The 16,357-nt window shown below is 62.2% G+C and carries 18 protein-coding genes and 2 pseudogenes; 10 read left to right on the forward strand and 10 right to left on the reverse strand.

From position 1 onward, the window contains the following. Nucleotides 1-6: 6 nt before the first annotated feature. A complete protein-coding gene (locus C4K38_RS12160) occupies nucleotides 7-363 on the reverse strand; it encodes a DUF6572 domain-containing protein (RefSeq protein WP_053278548.1) in 357 nt (118 codons plus the stop codon). Between the two features lie 10 nt (nucleotides 364-373). Continuing rightward, nucleotides 374-523, reverse strand: a pseudogene (locus tag C4K38_RS32560) (S-type pyocin domain-containing protein); the annotation flags it as partial. 235 nt (nucleotides 524-758) lie between these two features. Between C4K38_RS32560 and C4K38_RS12170 the strand changes: the two are divergent. Then, a complete protein-coding gene (locus C4K38_RS12170; protein ID WP_053278549.1) occupies nucleotides 759-1,097 on the forward strand; it encodes an FKBP-type peptidyl-prolyl cis-trans isomerase in 339 nt (112 codons plus the stop codon). Nucleotides 1,098-1,239: 142 nt separating this feature from the next. On the opposite strand, the gene C4K38_RS12175 is transcribed toward C4K38_RS12170, so the two are convergent. Beyond that, on the reverse strand, nucleotides 1,240-1,479 hold the full coding sequence (locus C4K38_RS12175) for a pyocin S6 family toxin immunity protein (RefSeq protein ID WP_053278550.1): 240 nt from the start codon (nucleotides 1,477-1,479) through the stop codon (nucleotides 1,240-1,242). A gap of 8 nt (nucleotides 1,480-1,487) precedes the next feature. Then, complete coding sequence (locus C4K38_RS12180) at nucleotides 1,488-2,606, reverse strand: colicin E3/pyocin S6 family cytotoxin (protein ID WP_053278551.1); 1,119 nt, start codon at nucleotides 2,604-2,606, stop codon at nucleotides 1,488-1,490. Between the two features lie 129 nt (nucleotides 2,607-2,735). Here C4K38_RS12180 and C4K38_RS12185 point away from each other — a divergent pair. The 3 genes and pseudogenes from C4K38_RS12185 to dmeF form a co-directional block, all read left to right on the forward strand. Further along, nucleotides 2,736-2,897 (forward strand): annotated as a pseudogene (locus C4K38_RS12185) (FKBP-type peptidyl-prolyl cis-trans isomerase); the annotation flags it as partial. 222 nt (nucleotides 2,898-3,119) lie between these two features. Further along, nucleotides 3,120-3,392 (forward strand): metal/formaldehyde-sensitive transcriptional repressor, encoded by a 273-nt coding sequence (locus tag C4K38_RS12190; RefSeq protein WP_053278552.1) that lies wholly within the window; start codon nucleotides 3,120-3,122, stop codon nucleotides 3,390-3,392. A 14-nt stretch (nucleotides 3,393-3,406) separates the two neighbouring features. Next, nucleotides 3,407-4,363: a CDF family Co(II)/Ni(II) efflux transporter DmeF gene (gene dmeF / locus C4K38_RS12195; RefSeq protein WP_053278553.1), complete on the forward strand. Its 957-nt coding sequence runs from the start codon at nucleotides 3,407-3,409 to the stop codon at nucleotides 4,361-4,363. 2 nt (nucleotides 4,364-4,365) lie between these two features. Here dmeF and C4K38_RS12200 read toward each other — a convergent pair whose 3' ends face one another. The 3 genes from C4K38_RS12200 to C4K38_RS12210 all read right to left on the reverse strand — a co-directional run bounded on the left by C4K38_RS12200 (nucleotide 4,366) and on the right by C4K38_RS12210 (nucleotide 6,921). Further along, nucleotides 4,366-5,340 (reverse strand): alpha/beta fold hydrolase, encoded by a 975-nt coding sequence (locus C4K38_RS12200; protein WP_053278554.1) that lies wholly within the window; start codon nucleotides 5,338-5,340, stop codon nucleotides 4,366-4,368. 91 nt (nucleotides 5,341-5,431) lie between these two features. Beyond that, entirely contained in the window at nucleotides 5,432-5,779 is a 348-nt protein-coding gene (locus tag C4K38_RS12205; protein WP_053278555.1) for an antibiotic biosynthesis monooxygenase family protein, read from the reverse strand. Next, complete coding sequence (locus C4K38_RS12210; protein ID WP_053278556.1) at nucleotides 5,779-6,921, reverse strand: cytochrome P450; 1,143 nt, start codon at nucleotides 6,919-6,921, stop codon at nucleotides 5,779-5,781. The genes C4K38_RS12205 and C4K38_RS12210 overlap by 1 nt, the downstream gene beginning before the upstream one ends. Nucleotides 6,922-7,002: 81 nt before the next feature. Here C4K38_RS12210 and C4K38_RS12215 point away from each other — a divergent pair, with 81 nt between their 5' ends. Next, a complete protein-coding gene (locus tag C4K38_RS12215) occupies nucleotides 7,003-7,776 on the forward strand; it encodes an ArsR/SmtB family transcription factor (protein ID WP_053278557.1) in 774 nt (257 codons plus the stop codon). Nucleotides 7,777-7,846: 70 nt separating this feature from the next. Next, a complete protein-coding gene (locus C4K38_RS12220) occupies nucleotides 7,847-8,344 on the forward strand; it encodes a P-loop nucleotide/nucleoside kinase family protein (protein WP_053278558.1) in 498 nt (165 codons plus the stop codon). Between the two features lie 191 nt (nucleotides 8,345-8,535). Here C4K38_RS12220 and C4K38_RS12225 read toward each other — a convergent pair whose 3' ends face one another. Then, complete coding sequence (locus C4K38_RS12225) at nucleotides 8,536-9,192, reverse strand: hypothetical protein (RefSeq protein ID WP_124345274.1); 657 nt, start codon at nucleotides 9,190-9,192, stop codon at nucleotides 8,536-8,538. A 93-nt stretch (nucleotides 9,193-9,285) separates the two neighbouring features. Here C4K38_RS12225 and C4K38_RS12230 point away from each other — a divergent pair, with 93 nt between their 5' ends. The 4 genes from C4K38_RS12230 to C4K38_RS12245 all read left to right on the forward strand — a co-directional run bounded on the left by C4K38_RS12230 (nucleotide 9,286) and on the right by C4K38_RS12245 (nucleotide 13,541). After that, a complete protein-coding gene (locus C4K38_RS12230) occupies nucleotides 9,286-10,695 on the forward strand; it encodes a circularly permuted type 2 ATP-grasp protein (protein ID WP_007925060.1) in 1,410 nt (469 codons plus the stop codon). Between the two features lie 3 nt (nucleotides 10,696-10,698). After that, nucleotides 10,699-11,649, forward strand: a complete 951-nt coding sequence (locus C4K38_RS12235) for an alpha-E domain-containing protein (protein ID WP_007925069.1) — start codon at nucleotides 10,699-10,701, stop codon at nucleotides 11,647-11,649. Further along, nucleotides 11,646-12,443 carry a transglutaminase family protein gene (locus C4K38_RS12240; protein WP_053278559.1) on the forward strand — a complete coding sequence of 266 codons (798 nt, stop codon included), beginning with the start codon at nucleotides 11,646-11,648 and terminating at the stop codon, nucleotides 12,441-12,443. Before C4K38_RS12235 ends, C4K38_RS12240 begins: the two co-directional genes overlap by 4 nt. A gap of 342 nt (nucleotides 12,444-12,785) precedes the next feature. Beyond that, on the forward strand, nucleotides 12,786-13,541 hold the full coding sequence (locus C4K38_RS12245; protein ID WP_231998552.1) for an N-acetylmuramoyl-L-alanine amidase: 756 nt from the start codon (nucleotides 12,786-12,788) through the stop codon (nucleotides 13,539-13,541). A gap of 93 nt (nucleotides 13,542-13,634) precedes the next feature. Here the strand turns inward: C4K38_RS12245 and C4K38_RS12250 are convergent, their stop codons facing one another. Both C4K38_RS12250 and lpdA read right to left on the reverse strand, forming a co-directional pair. Beyond that, nucleotides 13,635-14,654, reverse strand: coding sequence for a branched-chain amino acid aminotransferase (locus C4K38_RS12250; protein WP_053278561.1), 1,020 nt, complete (start codon nucleotides 14,652-14,654; stop codon nucleotides 13,635-13,637). 301 nt (nucleotides 14,655-14,955) lie between these two features. Next, a complete protein-coding gene (gene lpdA, locus C4K38_RS12255) occupies nucleotides 14,956-16,347 on the reverse strand; it encodes a dihydrolipoyl dehydrogenase (protein WP_053278562.1) in 1,392 nt (463 codons plus the stop codon). Between the last annotated feature and the right edge of the window lie 10 nt (nucleotides 16,348-16,357).

Here is a 16,357-nt window from a genome sequence, read left to right on the forward strand (position 1 = left end):
CCTTGTTCACATGTTGCGTATTTCTTCATCCGCTTTAAGGATGAACTCTAGCCCGATACCAACCCCTTTCAGCACCTCAGTAACGCGATCTATGAAGAACTCACCTTGTTCTGGTAGTTCGTACAGACCGTTGATACGAATGATGGGGGCTTTGTCTTTGGATGGTGGATAGCTCTCTAGGATTTCACCACTTTCGATGAAGGCGATGTAAGTGTTGATCTTCTCTTGCAGCAATAACAGGTGTTCACCTTGTTGGGTTTTATCACCCCATTCAAGGTGGTCCGTGATAACCAGAATCACGTTATCGGGTTCCCACTCTGGCACTGCAATAATATCTACGACTTTCGTGTCTACGATGGACATGTCTGTTCCCTCAGAGGGCCGGGTCAGGTCGGATGATTTCGACTCTGGTGGGTGGAATAGTGGTGCCTCCGGGGAAGCCGGGTTTACCTTTGTCTACAACGGTCGCACAGGTTTTCTCAATTTCCGGGAAAGCCTTTTTCTGGTTCTTGGTCAAAGAAGCCCCCGTCAGAGGGGGAGCGAAGAGCATTTGCAGTTGGCTTAGGGACGCTAGTGGATTCGGCTATGGAGGGTCTGTAGGGACAATCTGAAAATTTTGGCTGGGCCAGGAGGCATCAATAATGTGCCCTGCCTCAGCGCCCTCCAGGAACATGCCTGACAAGTCGCGAGGCCGAAAATTTGCTATTTTCCGCACCCTCGGTGGCCACTGGCGGCTGCCTCCAACAGAGAGTGAATAGATGAGCGACCCGTTGCAGGTGATCGATATCGAAGTGGGCGAGGGCAAGGCGGTGGTCAAGGGCGCCTTGATCACCACCCAGTACCGCGGTTTCCTGGAAGACGGCACGCCCTTCGATTCGTCCTGGGAGCGTGGCAAGCCGTTCCAGTGCGTGATCGGCACCGGGCGGGTGATCAAGGGCTGGGACCAGGGCCTGATGGGTATGCAGGTCGGCGGCAAGCGCAAGCTCTTGGTACCGGCGCACCTGGGCTACGGCGAGCGCTCGATGGGTAAGATCCCGCCGAATTCCAACCTGGTGTTCGAGATCGAGTTGCTGGAAGTCCTGACTCGCGACGACTGATTTCGCCCATCGCCCAGGCCGGGGCGCTGCCTGGCCTGGGCGCGTTATGCGGGCTCTATCTTTACTTTCTGGCCTGCAAACTCACGCTCTTGTAAACGTGTATCGATTCTCTGGGGCGCGGGTGGGGCTAGAAAATATGTCCCTATGCTTCAACGCCAATGTACAGTTTCAAATCAGTTGGGAGTGGTTGCCCTATGATTTCTGATATTGCTGCTATTTGTTCATTGGTTAGCAGCCATTCGCCTTCCGCCATGGCGTTAAGGCTGGTATGGCCGAGAGTTTCTACAATTTGCTTGTTATAGGTGCTGTCTACATCAAGCTCATACTTGAGCGAGTCATCTTCTCTGCTATTGAGCAAAAAACCAGTAATACACAAGTACATAAACACCTCTATTTTTCTACTGTTCGACCGGGTTTGACGGGCTTGGTCTGCTCACCCGTTTCAGGGTCGAATTCGCCAAGATGCTTCCCTTGTTTATCGTATATTTCGACCGCGCCATGCTGGCTGTCCCACTCGTAAATACGGCCTTTACGATCCTTCCAGCGTTTACGCATTGCTCCTCCGCCTTGAACCCTGGTTTTAGAGTCTGCTCTTACCGCGTCAGGAAAAGCTGTCAGGCCTTTAGGTGGTGGATAATAGCTATGGTCTCCCGGAACACTCAGCGAAATATAAATCGGCTGAATATCGGTGCTGGGAAACCAGATAATCGCGTCTTGGTAGTCGGGCGGATGCACTGGGTTGACCAGTATCTTATCGGCCTGCTCAGTGGGAGGGTAAACCCACACAGGTGGTAGTTGCGGGGCACCTTCTAGAGCAGGAATACCTAGGGCACTGTCAGGGCTCGCCGCTGGCGTCCAAGTGAGTCCAATCCCGTTACCGATGTCTGCGACGTAGTTTTCGCCGTCCTTCTTAGCCTTGATGACTGGAGCATTCTCCCAGTCCGTTTTACCGCCTGTGTAGAACCCGTAAGCGTTAACGGAGCCGTCCGGCAAGGTCTTCACGTTGACTCGCACACGAGTGCGGCCAGCATCAAGCGTGGAGTACTGATCGTTTTTGTAAAATGCGCTATCGGGGGAAATGCTGGTGTTTGGTATTAACAGGGCAATTGTGCCCCCAACAGCGCAAGCCGCGACAGCTCCGGCACTTTCTAGCAGTGTGAGAAAAAGTGATCCGCCAAGACGTTTGGCAATGGCGCTGCCAGTGGCAGAGCCGCCCACCAATTGGAGAGAGGAACCTTCCGCTGTGATTGCCGTCCCGGTAGCTAATACAGCCCATAGCCCGTAATCAGCCAGCTTCTCAACAGGCACAAATCCGGCCGGATTCTTGTGATCGATCACACCGTCAGGCAGGTTGCAGCTTTTGGCAAAGACACAACCCATGGTGACGGGTTTGTCTTCTGCCTTTGGCGGCAGGTCTTTGTATTCGGCCCAGCGTTGGGCGCCCAGATCGACGGGCTCTACACCCTTGTTGCGATAGCCCTTCGGGGCGTTCGGTACGTAGCCACTCATCCGTGTTCGCGTCCACATTGTCCATAAAGAAAGCCCCCGTCAGAGGGGAGCGAAGAGCATTTGCAGTTGGCTTAGGGACGCTAGTGGATTCGGCTATGGAGGGTCTGTAGGGACAATCTGAAAAATGGTGGCTGGGACCAGGGCCTGATGGGCATGCAGGTCGGCGGCAAGCGCAAGCTTTTGGTGCCGGCGCACCTGGGCTACGGCGAGCGGTCGATGGGCAAGATCCCGCCGAACTCCAACCTGGTGTTCGAGATCGAGCTGCTGGAAGTCCTGACCCGCGACGATTGATTTCGTCCACCGGTCAGGTCAGGAGATCTGCCTGATCTGGCCGCGATGCCTATGACCTTCCTCCGTAAACCCCTCCTTGAAATCGTGTCTCCGTGCTTCGTCAGGCGGGGCTGGGTCGTGGGTGATCGACAGGCAGTGGTGGACGATCGGTGTCATCGAGCCCTTGCGCAGGCCAGCGGCATCGGCCAGGATGTGCGTCATATAGGTATAGGGGGTATAGGTATGTCGCACACGCACGCACAGAAAGACGACTTGCTCAAACGGGTCCGGCGCATTCTTGGCCAGGTGCAGGCCGTGGAGCGGGCCCTGGAATCCGGCGCGGAGTGCGCCAAGACCCTGCACCTGGTGGCGGCCACCCGTGGCGCGATCAACGGGCTGATGGGGGAAATCATCGAGGCCCATGCCCTGGAGCATGTGGCTCACCCCGAACTCAGCGATGAAGAACGGGCCAAGGGCGTGAGCGAACTGCTCGAAGCCATTCGCCGATATTCCTGACCGGAGACCATCCCATGAGCCCCACCTTGCCAGCCACAGGTTTGACCCACGACCACCACTTCCTCGGTGCCGCCCACGATGAAAACGCCCGGCGTACGCTGTGGGTGGTGGCGCTGACCTTCGTCATGATGATCGGCGAGATCGCCGCCGGTTATCTCACCGGTTCCATGGCCTTGCTGGCCGACGGCTTCCATATGGCGACCCACGCCGGGGCCCTGGGCATCGCGGCGGCGGCCTACGGTTTCGCCCGGCGCAATGCCGACAATGCGCGCTTCAGCTTCGGCACCGGCAAGGTTGGCGATCTGGCGGGATTCGCCTCGGCGCTGATCCTCGGCCTGGTGGCCATCGGCATCGCCGGTGAATCTCTGCTGCGGCTGTTGCAGCCGACCCAGGTGGCCTTCACCGAGGCGACGGTGATCGCCGTGGTCGGGCTGCTGGTGAATATTGTCAGTGCTTTGCTGCTTTCCGGTGGCCATGCCCATCACGGCCACGATCACGGTCATCAGCATGCTCATGAGCATCCACACGAACATTCACAGGGGCATGGCCATCACCACGACAACAACCTGCGCTCGGCCTATGTCCATGTGCTGGCCGATGCCCTGACCTCGGTCCTGGCCATCGCCGCGTTGCTGGCGGGGCGTTATCTGGGTTGGGTCTGGCTCGACCCGGTGATGGGCATAGTCGGCGCCCTGGTCATCGGTCGCTGGGCCTATGGCTTGATGAAGTCCAGCGCGGCGGTGCTGCTCGATACCACGGACGAACACCTGGCCGGCGAGATTCGCCATTCGGTGGAAGCCGCCGGCGATGCGCGCATCACCGACCTGCATGTGTGGCAGGTGGGCCCGCAGGCGCGGGCAGCGATTGTCAGCGTGGTAGCGGCTGCCGGTGTCAGCGCCGAGACCATCCGCCAGCGTCTGGCGCCGGTCCACGAGCTGTCGCACCTCACCCTCGAATATCGCAGCCTGTAATGCTAGGCCCCTGTCTGCACCGCAGGCGGGCAGGGGTAGTTTCTCCCAAGAAAATCCAGCAACCGCAGATTGACCTCTTCGGCCTGTTCGCTCTGGATCCAGTGCCCGCAATCCGCCAGCCGATGCTGTTCCAGGCGTGGCACCTTGCCGGGCATGCGCTCCAGTGTACGGGCTTCCAGCTGGCCCACCGGGTCGCGGTCGCCGATCATGAACAGGGTGGGTTGGCTCACCTGGCGTTCGCCCAGGTGTTCGGTCCGTTGCCAGTTGCGCTCGAAGTTGCGGTACCAGTTCAGGGCACCGCGAAAACCTCGCCCCGCGAAGGTGCGCCGGTACACCGCGAAGTCCTCCGGCGTGCACCAGGCGGGCGGTGCCAGGTGCGGCGGCATGCCCTCGAACAGCAGGGCCGACGGACCTTTTTCATCCAGCAGGTGTTCGCAGTCGTGCATGAAATGCAGCAGGCTGCGGTCGATGTCGGCGTCCAGTTCCCGCTCGGCGACGCCGGGTTTCTGGAAGTACAGGATGTAATTGAAACGCTCGGCGAACAGCTCGGCCATGATCTCCACGGCCGGGCGTTTGGGGCGGCCGGCGAAAGGCACCGAGAGGGCCACCAGGGCCTTGACCCGCTGCGGCTCCAGCAGCGCCAGGTGCCAGGCGACCACGGCGCCCCAGTCGTGACCGACGATGCAGGCCTGCTCCTGTCCCAGGGCATCCATCGCCTGCTGGATATCGGCGCACAGGGTCAGTACGTCATAGGCGGCTACATCCTCTGGGGCGCTGCTGTCGCCGTAGCCGCGCATCTGCGGAATCAGCACCCGGTAGCCGGCGGCCACCAGCGGCGCCACCTGCCGGCGCCACGAATACCAGCACTCGGGAAAACCGTGCAGCAGCCACACCGGCGGTCCATCCAGCGGTCCGGTGGCATGCAGGTGCAATTCGATGCCATTGAGCTTCAGGGCATGTTGGGTCATCTGACTCATGATGGTGTCCTCCCAAGTCCAGGCATGACCCTAGCAGAAGCCCGATGACCCTCTGACCACCATTCATTGGTCGAATAGGCGCCCAGCAGTTTTACCCGGCATGGGCCTGACGGCTGTCCGCCGGCGCCTGGTCGCGCTGGGTCAGCCCGTAGTCGCGCGCCACTTCGGCGACCCGCAGCCGGTAATCGGCGAACACCTGGGTCCGCCCCAGGGCCTGGGCCGTGCGATGGCGTTCCAGGGTGCGCCAGGCCTCGACCGCTTGTTCGTCGCGCCAGAACGACAGGGACAACAGCTTGTCCGGCTCGCTCAGGCTCTGGAAACGCTCGATGGAAATGAAGCCATCGATCTCCAGCAGCAGCGGTTTCAATGCAGCTGCGATGTCCAGATAACGCTGGCGATGTTCCGGGTGCGGCAGGGCTTCGAATATCACGGCGATCATCAGTGCGACTCCGGCAGGTGGGTGAACAGGGGGATGCGCCCGTTGAGCGAGGGTTTGTAGGTCCAGCCGATGGGCTGGTCGAGGGTCGATTGCCGCAGCAGCGCACCGACCACCGCGCTGGCGATGCTCAGGGCCAGGGCCTGGCCGGGGCACTGATGGCGGCCGCTGCCAAAGCTGAAACTGCGCCGGTCCCCGCGTTCGAGCAGCAGGCGGTCCGGCTCTGGGTTCAGTTGCGGGTCGCGGTTGGCCGAGGCCAGTAGCACCAGCACTACATCGCCTGGCTTGAGCGTCACTCCGGCGATGCTGCAAGGGGCGGCGACGAAGCGCCGGGTGTTCTGCACCGCCGGGTCGTGGCGCTGCACTTCCGCCAGCAGGTCGGCGACCCGGGTGGGCGCCGCCCGCAGGTCCGCGATCAAGCGGCGATCGCCCAGCAAGGCGCAGAGGCTGTTGCCGATCAGCCCGGCGCTGGCCTCGAAAGTCTGGGACAACAGGCCGATCAGGTTGGCGATCAGGCTGTCGTGATCCTGAGCACCGAAGCCGTTGACGATCCGCTGCAACAACGGGCTGGCGGGCGCCTGATCGAGCAAAACTTCAAAGTGTCGGGTCAAGTGTTCGGCTGCCCGGTGGGCAGCATTCCGCTGCGCCTGATTGCTGGCCGGCGACAGGCCGGCGACAAAGTCCTGGGTCAGCCCGGCAATCTCTGGCAACTGGTGCGCGGCAAAGCCCAGCAGCCCGGCGACCACCGCCACCGGCAGGCGGAACTGGCCGTCATGCAGCCTGGCAGGGGTATCCCTCGGCAGGCCCAGCAGCAGGGCGGCGACCCGCTGCTGGATTTCCTCGGCAGGCACCAGTTGCAGGCCCGGCTCGATCGCGGCCCGCGGGCAACGCTGGCGCTCGCCGTCGTTCATTCGCATCAGCTGGCCGAACACTTTGCCGGCGGCGCCGTCGACTATGGCTTGGGGCACTGGCTCGTGCGCGGGACGTACCCGACACTCGGGATGGGCCAGCACCGCGGCCACCGCTGCGGCGCTGCTGGCCAGCCACATCCCCAGTCCGGGGTCGAAGGTCAGTCCACCCCGGGCTCGCAGGCTGGCGTAGTAAGGGTAGGGATCGGCCTGGGTGACGGCAGTAATCGGGTCCATGATGGGTGGCCTTATTCGCGGAGGAGAAGTGTTGCTACTATCGGCAACCTGCGAGGGGCACGATTCGTTCGGGAGCGAAATATGAATGCACAGCAGCATGACAACGCCGTATCCCAGGTCGCCGCGGCCATTGCCGAGCCGGCGCGGACGAAAATGCTCTGCGCGCTGATGGACGGCCACGCGCGCACCAGCACCGAGCTGGCGGCGATCGCCGATGTCAGCGCCTCCACCGCCAGCGCGCACCTGGGCAAACTCAAGGAACTGGCCCTGGTGCGCCTGCATGTGCAGGGCCGCCATCGTTACTACAGCCTCGCCGACCAGCGCGTGGCCCAGGCCCTGGAAGCCCTGATGGTGATCGGCCGCAACGCCACGCCGGCGTTCAGCCCGCGCACCCCGGACCGCCTGCAGTTCGCCCGCACCTGCTACGACCATATGGCCGGCACCCTGGCGGTGCAGCTGCATGACCGCCTGCTCGACGCCGGTTGGTTGCAGCAACCGCAGGAGGGTGCCCAGGAGTACAGCCTGAGCCCGGCCGGCGCAGAGTTTTTCGCCGGATTGGGCATCGATGTACAGGCCCTGGCGACCTTGCGCCGACGCTTTGCCTGCCCCTGCCTGGACTGGAGCATGCGCCGCCCGCATCTGGGTGGTGCGTTGGGGGCCGCGTTGTTGCAGGAGGCGATCCGGCGCAAATGGCTGACCCAGGACCTGGACAGCAGGGCGCTGGGATTGACCGCCCTGGGGCGCAAGGAGCTTGCCAGTCGGTTCGCTGTCCAGATTGAAGAACCGGACAGCCCAGCCCGGCGTGTCGGGAGCTCTGCCAAACCGGGTCGCCCGGCTGTTACCCAGGCTTCATAGGCCGGTCCACAACCTCATGGCTGGCGTTGCCGTCAGCCTTCGAATGCAGTCCTGGTTTGGAGTTTTCAGCATGCTCATCGTCTTCAGTGGCCTGCCCGGCAGCGGCAAGACCACCATCGCCCGGGCACTGGCCAGCCATCTGCGGGCCACCTATCTGCGCATCGACACTATCGAGCAGACGTTGCGTGACGGCGGGTTGGCGGAGGTCGGCAAGGCCGGGTACGAAGTCGCCATTGCCTTGGCCCGCAGCAACCTGGCCCTGGGCAACCGGGTGGTGGCCGATTGCGTCAATCCGGTCGCCGAGAGCCGCCAGGCCTGGCAGGGCATAGCCAAGGCCGAGCAGAGTCCCTTGCTCAATGTCGAAGTGGTGTGCACCGACATCGCCGAGCACCGGCGCCGGGTGGAAAGCCGCGGGGCGGATGTGCCCGGCCTGCGTCCACCGAGCTGGCAGTCGGTGCTCGATCACGATTACCAGGCCTGGAGCAGCGAGTGCTTGAGGCTGGACAGCTTCCTGCTGTCACCGGCCGAGGCGGTGCGGGTCATCCTCGAACACCTGGAAACCTTGTAGTACCTGACCCACCGCGGCGCCTGCATCGCGAGCAAGCTGCGCTCCTACAGGTTCGGTGGTGGGGGTAGGGCGGCGATAAATCCTGGCTGATTGCACTGAATCAATAAAAAGTGGAATGAAGAGTTCGGCGGATAACTTCGGCGAACGTTATTCCTTCGGGCGCGAACCGTGCACAGTCGGAAATGCCCGGTTCAATCCTGTCCGACACTTTTACAAACTAGCGCTGGCGAAAACCTGAAATTGCGCCAATAGTTGGCGCTATTGGGTGTTTCGTTCGCCGTTGGTGCGTTTTCCGGACCGCTAATGGTGCGCTGTTCTTTCTCTCGGCAGGCCGCGTCAAATCTTGCTTTGTGCAAAGCGATAACAACTGCTTTGCCAAAAATCCCCTTGTCAGGGCAAAAAAACCTTCCTCGACAGTTTCTGCACTTTTTTCGTTCGCGCCAGTGTTGTGCAAAGCCGTTCAGGCGGCCTTCCAGATAAAACGTTTCAGCGTCAACAGGGAGTGGAGCCCCCTGGCTGAATGAAAAGTGTCGCCGAAGTGTCATTTTTCCACCCTTGGGGACTTTATTCGCGGGGAGACGGGATTTGGGCACAGCGATTGCTAAAGCAGATAGACAGCCTTTGAATTCCAACGAAGTGTGCTGTTGAAGTTTCGGAAAACTTTCAGTTTGAAAGTTCACATTAAAACGAAAAAGGAGGTGACGAGTTCCACAACCAATGGACGTCATCGCGGGCGATCCATTGCTGAAAATCCATACGGGAAGTTTCGCCAAACGACTGGCGTCAATAAGTGGGGTATTTCCGCCGGCATCGAGTGGAATATTCAAGCCGCACAATGAGGTGCTCAACAGAACAGTTTCTATCGCTCAGCGTAAGGCCCGATTTATTGAAACAGAGAGTTTAAATAAAAAGCCGTTTAAACCACGGCGAGGAGTTGGGGTATGTCCCGTGCTTTTTTTAACGAAATGTATGATGCCAGTGGTGGCTGCCGCCCACATTACCAGGAGTTCGCCCGCTGGCTGGCGGACACCCCAGTGGAGCTGCTGGACCAGCGTCGGCGCGAAGCCGACCTGCTGTTCCACCGCGCTGGCATCACCTTCACGTTGTACGGTGACGAGCAAGGCACTGAACGGCTGATTCCCTTCGACATCATCCCGCGCAGCATCAAGGCCAGCGAATGGCGGAACGTCGAGCGCGGCTGCATCCAGCGGGTCCAGGCACTGAACCTGTTCCTGGCCGATATCTACCACGGGCAACGCATTCTCAAGGAGGGCATCATCCCGGCCGAGCAGGTGCTGGCCAACGAGGGTTACCAGGTGGCGATGCGCGGCCTGGACCTGCATCGCAATATCTATTCGCACATCTCCGGCGTCGACCTGGTGCGTGACGGCGACGGCAGCTACTACGTGCTGGAAGACAACCTGCGCACCCCCAGCGGCGTGAGCTACATGCTCGAAGACCGCAAGATGATGATGCGCCTGTTCCCCGAACTCTTCGCCGCGCAACGGGTGGCGCCCATCGACCACTACCCGAACCTGCTGCTCGATACCCTGAAAAGCTCCAGCCCGCTGGACAACCCGACGGTGGTGGTGCTGACCCCGGGGCGTTTCAACAGCGCCTATTTCGAGCATGCGTTCCTGGCCCGGGAGATGGGCGTGGAACTGGTGGAAGGCGCCGACCTGTTCGTGCGCGACGACCGCGTGTTCATGCGCACCACCTCCGGCGCCCAGGCGGTGGATGTGATCTACCGTCGCCTCGACGACGCCTTCCTCGACCCCTTGTCGTTCAACCCCGATTCCATGCTCGGCGTGCCCGGGCTGATCGCCGCCTACCGTTCCGGCAACGTGGTGCTGGCCAACGCGGTGGGCACCGGGGTGGCGGACGACAAGTCGATCTACCCCTATGTCGACGAAATGATCCGCTTCTACCTGAGCGAGGAACCGATCCTGAAGAACGTGCCGACCTGGCAATGCCGCAAGCCTGAAGAGCTGTCCCATGTACTGGCCAACCTGCCGGACCTGGTGGTCAAGGAAACCCAGGGCTCCGGCGGCTACGGCATGCTGGTGGGCCCGGCCGCTACCGCGGCGGAGATCGAAGACTTCCGCGCCCGGCTCAAGGCCCGCCCGGAAGCCTATATCGCCCAACCCACCCTGTGCCTGTCGACCTGCCCGACCTTTGTCGAGAACGGCATCGCGCCGCGGCATATCGACCTGCGCCCGTTCGTGCTGTCGGGCAGCGAAACCCGCCTGGTGCCGGGCGGCCTGACTCGCGTGGCGTTGCGCGAAGGCTCGCTGGTGGTGAACTCGTCGCAGGGCGGCGGCACCAAAGACACCTGGGTCGTGGAGGATTGACCGATGCTTTCAAGAACCGCTGCAGACCTCTACTGGATGTCCCGTTACCTGGAGCGCGCCGAGAACCTGGCGCGCATGCTCGAAGTCAGTTACTCGCTGTCGCTGATGCCCCAGGCGGGGCGTAGCGACGGCCATGCCGAGCTGGCGATGTCGCTGCTGGCCGCCGGCACCCTGGACGATTACAACCAGCGTTACGGCGAGCTGAATACCGAACGCATGCTGCACTTCTTCGCCCTCGACGAAACCAACCCCGGCAGCATCTATTGCTGCCTGCGGGCGGCGCGGACCAACGCCCACGCGGTGCGCGGGCGCATCACCGCCGACATGTGGGAAAACATCAACGCCACCTGGCTGGAGATGCGCAACATCGCCAAGAGCGGCCTGGGACGCTACGGCATCAGCCATTTCTGCGAATGGGTCAAGGAGCGTTCGCACCTGTTCCGTGGCGCGACCTCCGGCACCATCATGCGCAACGATGCCTATTGCTTCATTCGCCTGGGCACCTTTATCGAGCGGGCCGACAACACCCTGCGCCTGCTGGACGCGCGCTACGAAATGTTCGGCGAGGAATCGGAGGAGGTCAGCGACAACTCGGCCCGTGGCTACTACCAGTGGAGCGCCTTGCTCCGTGCCCTGTCCTCATTCGAGGCGTTCAACGAGATCTACCGCAACGCGCCGGGGGCCGAGCAGGTGTCCGAGATGCTGCTGTTGCGTGCCGATGTGCCGCGTTCGCTGCACGCCTGCGTCGAGGAGCTGGACCAGATCCTCGCCAGCCTGCCGGGCAACAACGGCCGTCCGGCCCAGCGCCTGGCCGCCGAGCTGAACGCGCGCCTGCGCTATACCGGGATCGACGAAATCCTCGCGTCGGGGCTGCACCTGTGGCTGAGCGATTTCATCGCGCAGATCCGTCACCTGGGGCAGACCGTCCACGAATCCTATCTGGAGGTTGTATGAAACTTTCCATACGCCACGACACCACCTACAGCTACGCCGACGAAGTTTGCACCAGCATCCAGTTCCTGCGCCTGACACCGCAGAACAGCGAGCGCCAGCAGATCCTCGAATGGCATCTGGAACTGCCGCGCCTGGTGCGCAGCCAGCTCGACCCCTACGGCAATATCCTGCACGTGCTGACCATGGACGAGCCCCATGGCGCCCTGGTCCTGAGCGCCTATGGCCAGGTGGAAATCGACCAGGCCCGGGAGGTGGAACACGATAGCCAGTCGCCGCTGCCGTTCCTGCGCAGCAGCCCGCTGACCAAGGCCGACACCGCCCTCAGCGCCTTCGCCGCGCAGCACTGCGGCACCCGGCGTGACCGCGCGGCGCTGATCGAGTTGATGCATGCCCTGGCCGCGCACATGGTCTACAGCCCGGGCGCGACCACGGTGGACACCACCGCGGCCGAGGCTTTTGCCGGCCGGGTCGGGGTCTGCCAGGACCACACCCATGCGTTCCTGGCCTGCGCCCGTGGCCTGGGGATTCCCGCGCGTTATGTCTCCGGCTACCTGTGCACCGAAGACGAAAGCCACCTGGCCAGCCATGCCTGGGCGGAGGCCTGGATCGACGACGGCTGGTACAGCTTCGACGTGACCAACCGCCTGGCGCGGCCCGAGCGACACCTGAAGCTGGCGGTCGGCCTCGACTACCTCGACGCCTGCCCGGTGCGCGGCATGCGTCGCGGCGGTGGCGCCGAGCACATGCTGGCGCGGGTTCAGGTGAACTCGATGTTCCAGGTCCAGCACCAGTAGCCGCGGCCTTTCTCGCACGCACCATCGGGCATGCCGGCCCCGGCATGCCCACCTCTTGAGCCAGGGAGCCGAGTGGCCCCTGCGCTTTTCTCAGTGTCTTTCAGACTTTTCCTAAAGACAGCCTTTTATCCCGGTCCCTAGCATTCGCCGTCCCACAGGCCCGCAAAGCAGCAGGCAGGCGCGGGAAAGGAAAGCAATGTTCAAGGGCAAGTCATGAAGAAATACACCACGGTCTTAAGCCTTTTGCTGGCGATGACCGGTTGTACCAGCAGCAACCAAGACACCTCCGAGGCAACACTCACAGAGAAAGAGGGCTACGTCCTTTCGAAAGGCGAAAGGGCGGTGGCGAAGAATCACCGGATCCGTTTCCTGGTCCTGCACTACACCGCGCTCGATCAGGAGAAATCCTTCGAAACGCTGACGCGATCGGAGCTGGTCAGCGCCAACTACCTGATTCCCGACCGGCCGAAGACCCACAAGGGCCTGCTGGTGGCCGACCAGTTGGTCGACGACCACGACCGCTCCTGGCATGCGGGAGTGAGCCAGTGGAAGAACCGCAGCAACCTGAACGACACCTCGCTCGGGATCGAGATCGTCAACGCTGGCTGGGACCAGGACACCGGCCAGTTGCTGGGCGAGCCCTACAACGAGCAGCAGATAGAACTGCTGATCAGCCTGACCCGGGACCTGGTCAGGAAGTACGACATACAGCCGACGGACATCGTCGGGCACTCGGATATCGCCCCCGGGCGCAAGATCGATCCGGGGCCGTTCTTTCCCTGGAAACGGCTTGCCGAAGCCGGCATTGGCGCCTGGCCCGACGAGCGCACCATCGACGACTACCTGGCTCGCTTCAGCGTGGCGCCGCCGAGCATGGTCCAGGTCGCGAAGGCGCTGCAAACCTATGGTTATGGCTACCTGGACCAACAACCGGAAAGGGTGGTGGAAGCCTTCCAGATGCGATTCAACCAGGGGAATATCAGCGGGATCGTGGATATCCGCACGGCGGCCATCCTGTTTTCCCTGATCGACAAGTATCACGGCAAGGACAAGGCGAGCGCGATTTTGCTGCCGCCGGAAGTGGCGGCTCTCGGCTAGGGGCACAGGTTTTCAGAGCCGTGTGGCCAGCATGAAAAAGCCCGCCGATCACCGAGGTGAAAGGCGGGCTTTTTTATAGGGGCGGGGGTCAGGTCAGACCTTGACGATCCAGCCCGCTGGCGCTTCGACGTCGCCGGTCTGTACGCCGGTCAGCTCTTTGTAGAGCTTCTGGGTGATCGGGCCGACTTCTTTTTCGCTGTAGAACACGTGCAGCTTGTCCTGGTACTCGATGCCGCCGATCGGCGTGATCACCGCGGCGGTACCGCAGGCGCCGGCTTCCTTGAAGTCCGACAGCTTGTCGATCAGCACGTCGCCTTCGATCACTTCCAGGCCCAGGCGGGTCTTGGCCAGTTCGATCAGCGACAGGCGGGTGATGCCTGGCAGCACCGATGGCGACTTCGGCGTGACGAATTTGTCGTCATGGGTGATGCCGAAGAAGTTGGCCGAACCGACTTCCTCGATCTTCGAGTGGGTCAAAGGGTCCAGGTAGATGCAGTCGGCGAAGTGCTTCTTCTTGGCTTCGGAACCTGGCATCAGGCTGGCGGCGTAGTTGCCACCGACCTTGGCCGCGCCGGTGCCTTGTGGCGCCGCGCGGTCGTAGCTGGAGATCAGGAAGTTGTGCGGGGTCAGGCCGCCCTTGAAGTAGGCGCCGACCGGAATGGCGAAGATCGAGAAGATGAACTCGGGGGCGGTGCGTACGCCGATGTTGTCACCCACGCCGATCACGAATGGGCGCAGGTACAGCGCGCCGCCGGTGCCGTAAGGCGGGATGAAGCGCTCGTTGGCGCGAACCACTTCCTGACAGGCGGCAACAAATTGCTCGGTGGACACCTGCGGCATCAGCAGGCGCGCGCAGCTGCGCTGCATGCGGGCGGCGTTCTGGTCCGGGCGGAACAGGTTGATCGAACCGTCCTTGCAGCGGTAGGCCTTCAGGCCTTCGAAGCACTGCTGGCCATAGTGAAGGGCGGTGGAGCCTTCGCTGATGTGCAGCACGTTATCTTCGGTCAGGGTGCCTTTGTCCCACTCGCCGTTACGCCAGTGCGACAGATAGCGCTTGTCTGTCTTGATGTAGTCAAAACCCAGCTTGTCCCAATTGATGCTTTCGTTACCCATGACACCCTCTATCGCTTAACAACCGTCGCAACGGCTCAAGGCTTCTGACGTTTTTTGGATGGGCACAACAATACTGCATTCCGGGGGGGCACCGCATCCCGGGCGATGGGAGGGGGAGCAAAAAAACTTAGCCTGCTCATGAACCCTCCTGTCGTCCTGTGGATCGAGCCCCAAAGGCTGCGGCGAGCTGTTTCTGTAGGAGCGAAGCTTGCTCGCGATGGCGCCGGCACAGACGGCTCGATATCCCTGCCGTGCTCACTGGCCCTATCGCGGGCAAGCCTCGCTCCTACAGACCCGGTGTTTACAGATGCAAGGCGTGGCCCAGGGCGCGCAATGCCGCTTCCTGCACCGCCTCGCCCAGGGTCGGGTGGGCGTGGATGGTGCCGGCGATATCTTCCAGGCGCGCACCCATTTCCAGGGACTGGCCGAAGGCCGTGGACAGCTCGGACACGCCGACGCCCACCGCCTGCCAGCCGACAATCAGGTGATTGTCACGGCGTGCCACCACTCGCACGAAACCACTTTTCGATTCCAGGGTCATGGCGCGGCCGTTGGCGGCGAACGGGAAGCTCGAGACGATGCAATCCAGGCCGGCGGCCTTGGCCTCGTCCGGGGTCTTGCCGACCACCACCAGTTCCGGGTCGGTGAAGCACACCGCGGCAATGGCCGTGGGGTTGAATTCCCGGTGCTGGCCGGCGATCAGCTCGGCGACCATCTCGCCCTGGGCCATGGCCCGGTGCGCGAGCATCGGTTCGCCGGCGAGGTCGCCGATGGCCCAGACATTGCGCATGCTGGTCTGGCAACGCTGGTCGATGCGGATGGCCGAGCCGTTCATGTCCAGGTTCAGCGCTTCGAGGTTCCAGCCCTGGGTGTTCGGCTTGCGCCCGACCGCCACCAGCACCTGGTCGGTTTCCAGCTGCAGGCTGTCGCCGTTCGGGTCACGCACCTGCAGGCTGTGGGTCGCGGCATCGAAGCCTTCGACGCTGTGCTTGAGGTAGAGCTTGATCCCCAGTTGTTTCACCGATTCGAGCACCGGCTGGGTCAGCTCGGCGTCATAGGCCGGCAGGATACGCTCCTGGGCCTCGACCACGCTGACTTCGGCGCCGAGCTTGCGGTAGGCGATGCCCAGCTCCAGGCCGATATAGCCACCACCGACCACGATCAGGCGCTTGGGCAGGGCCTTGGGCGCCAGGGCTTCGGTGGAGGAGATGATCGGTCCGCCAATCGGCAGCATCGGCAGGTTGACGCTTTTCGAACCGCTGGCCAGCAGCAGGTGCTCGCACTGGATGCGGGTGTCGGCGCCTTCGATTTCCACGGTCTTGCCGTCGATGACCCTGGCCCAGCCATGGATCACCTGGACCTTGTGCTTTCTCAACAGGGCAGCGACGCCAGTGGTCAGGCGATCGACGATGCCGTCTTTCCATTCCACGCTCTTGCCGATGTCCAGGGTCGGCGCCGAGACATTGATGCCCAGGGCCGAGCCCTGGCTGTGATGGCGGGTCTGCTGGAATTGTTCGGCGACATGGATCAGCGCCTTGGACGGGATGCAGCCGATGTTCAGGCAGGTGCCGCCCAGGGCCTGGCCTTCCACCAGGATGGTCGAGATGCCCAGCTGGCCGGCGCGGATTGCCGCCACATAACCGCCAGGGCCACCGCCAATGATCAGCAATGTAGTGTTCAGAGACTGTTGCATGCCTTGCTCC

This window comes from Pseudomonas chlororaphis subsp. piscium (assembly GCF_003850345.1).
Lineage (GTDB): Bacteria > Pseudomonadota > Gammaproteobacteria > Pseudomonadales > Pseudomonadaceae > Aquipseudomonas > Aquipseudomonas piscium.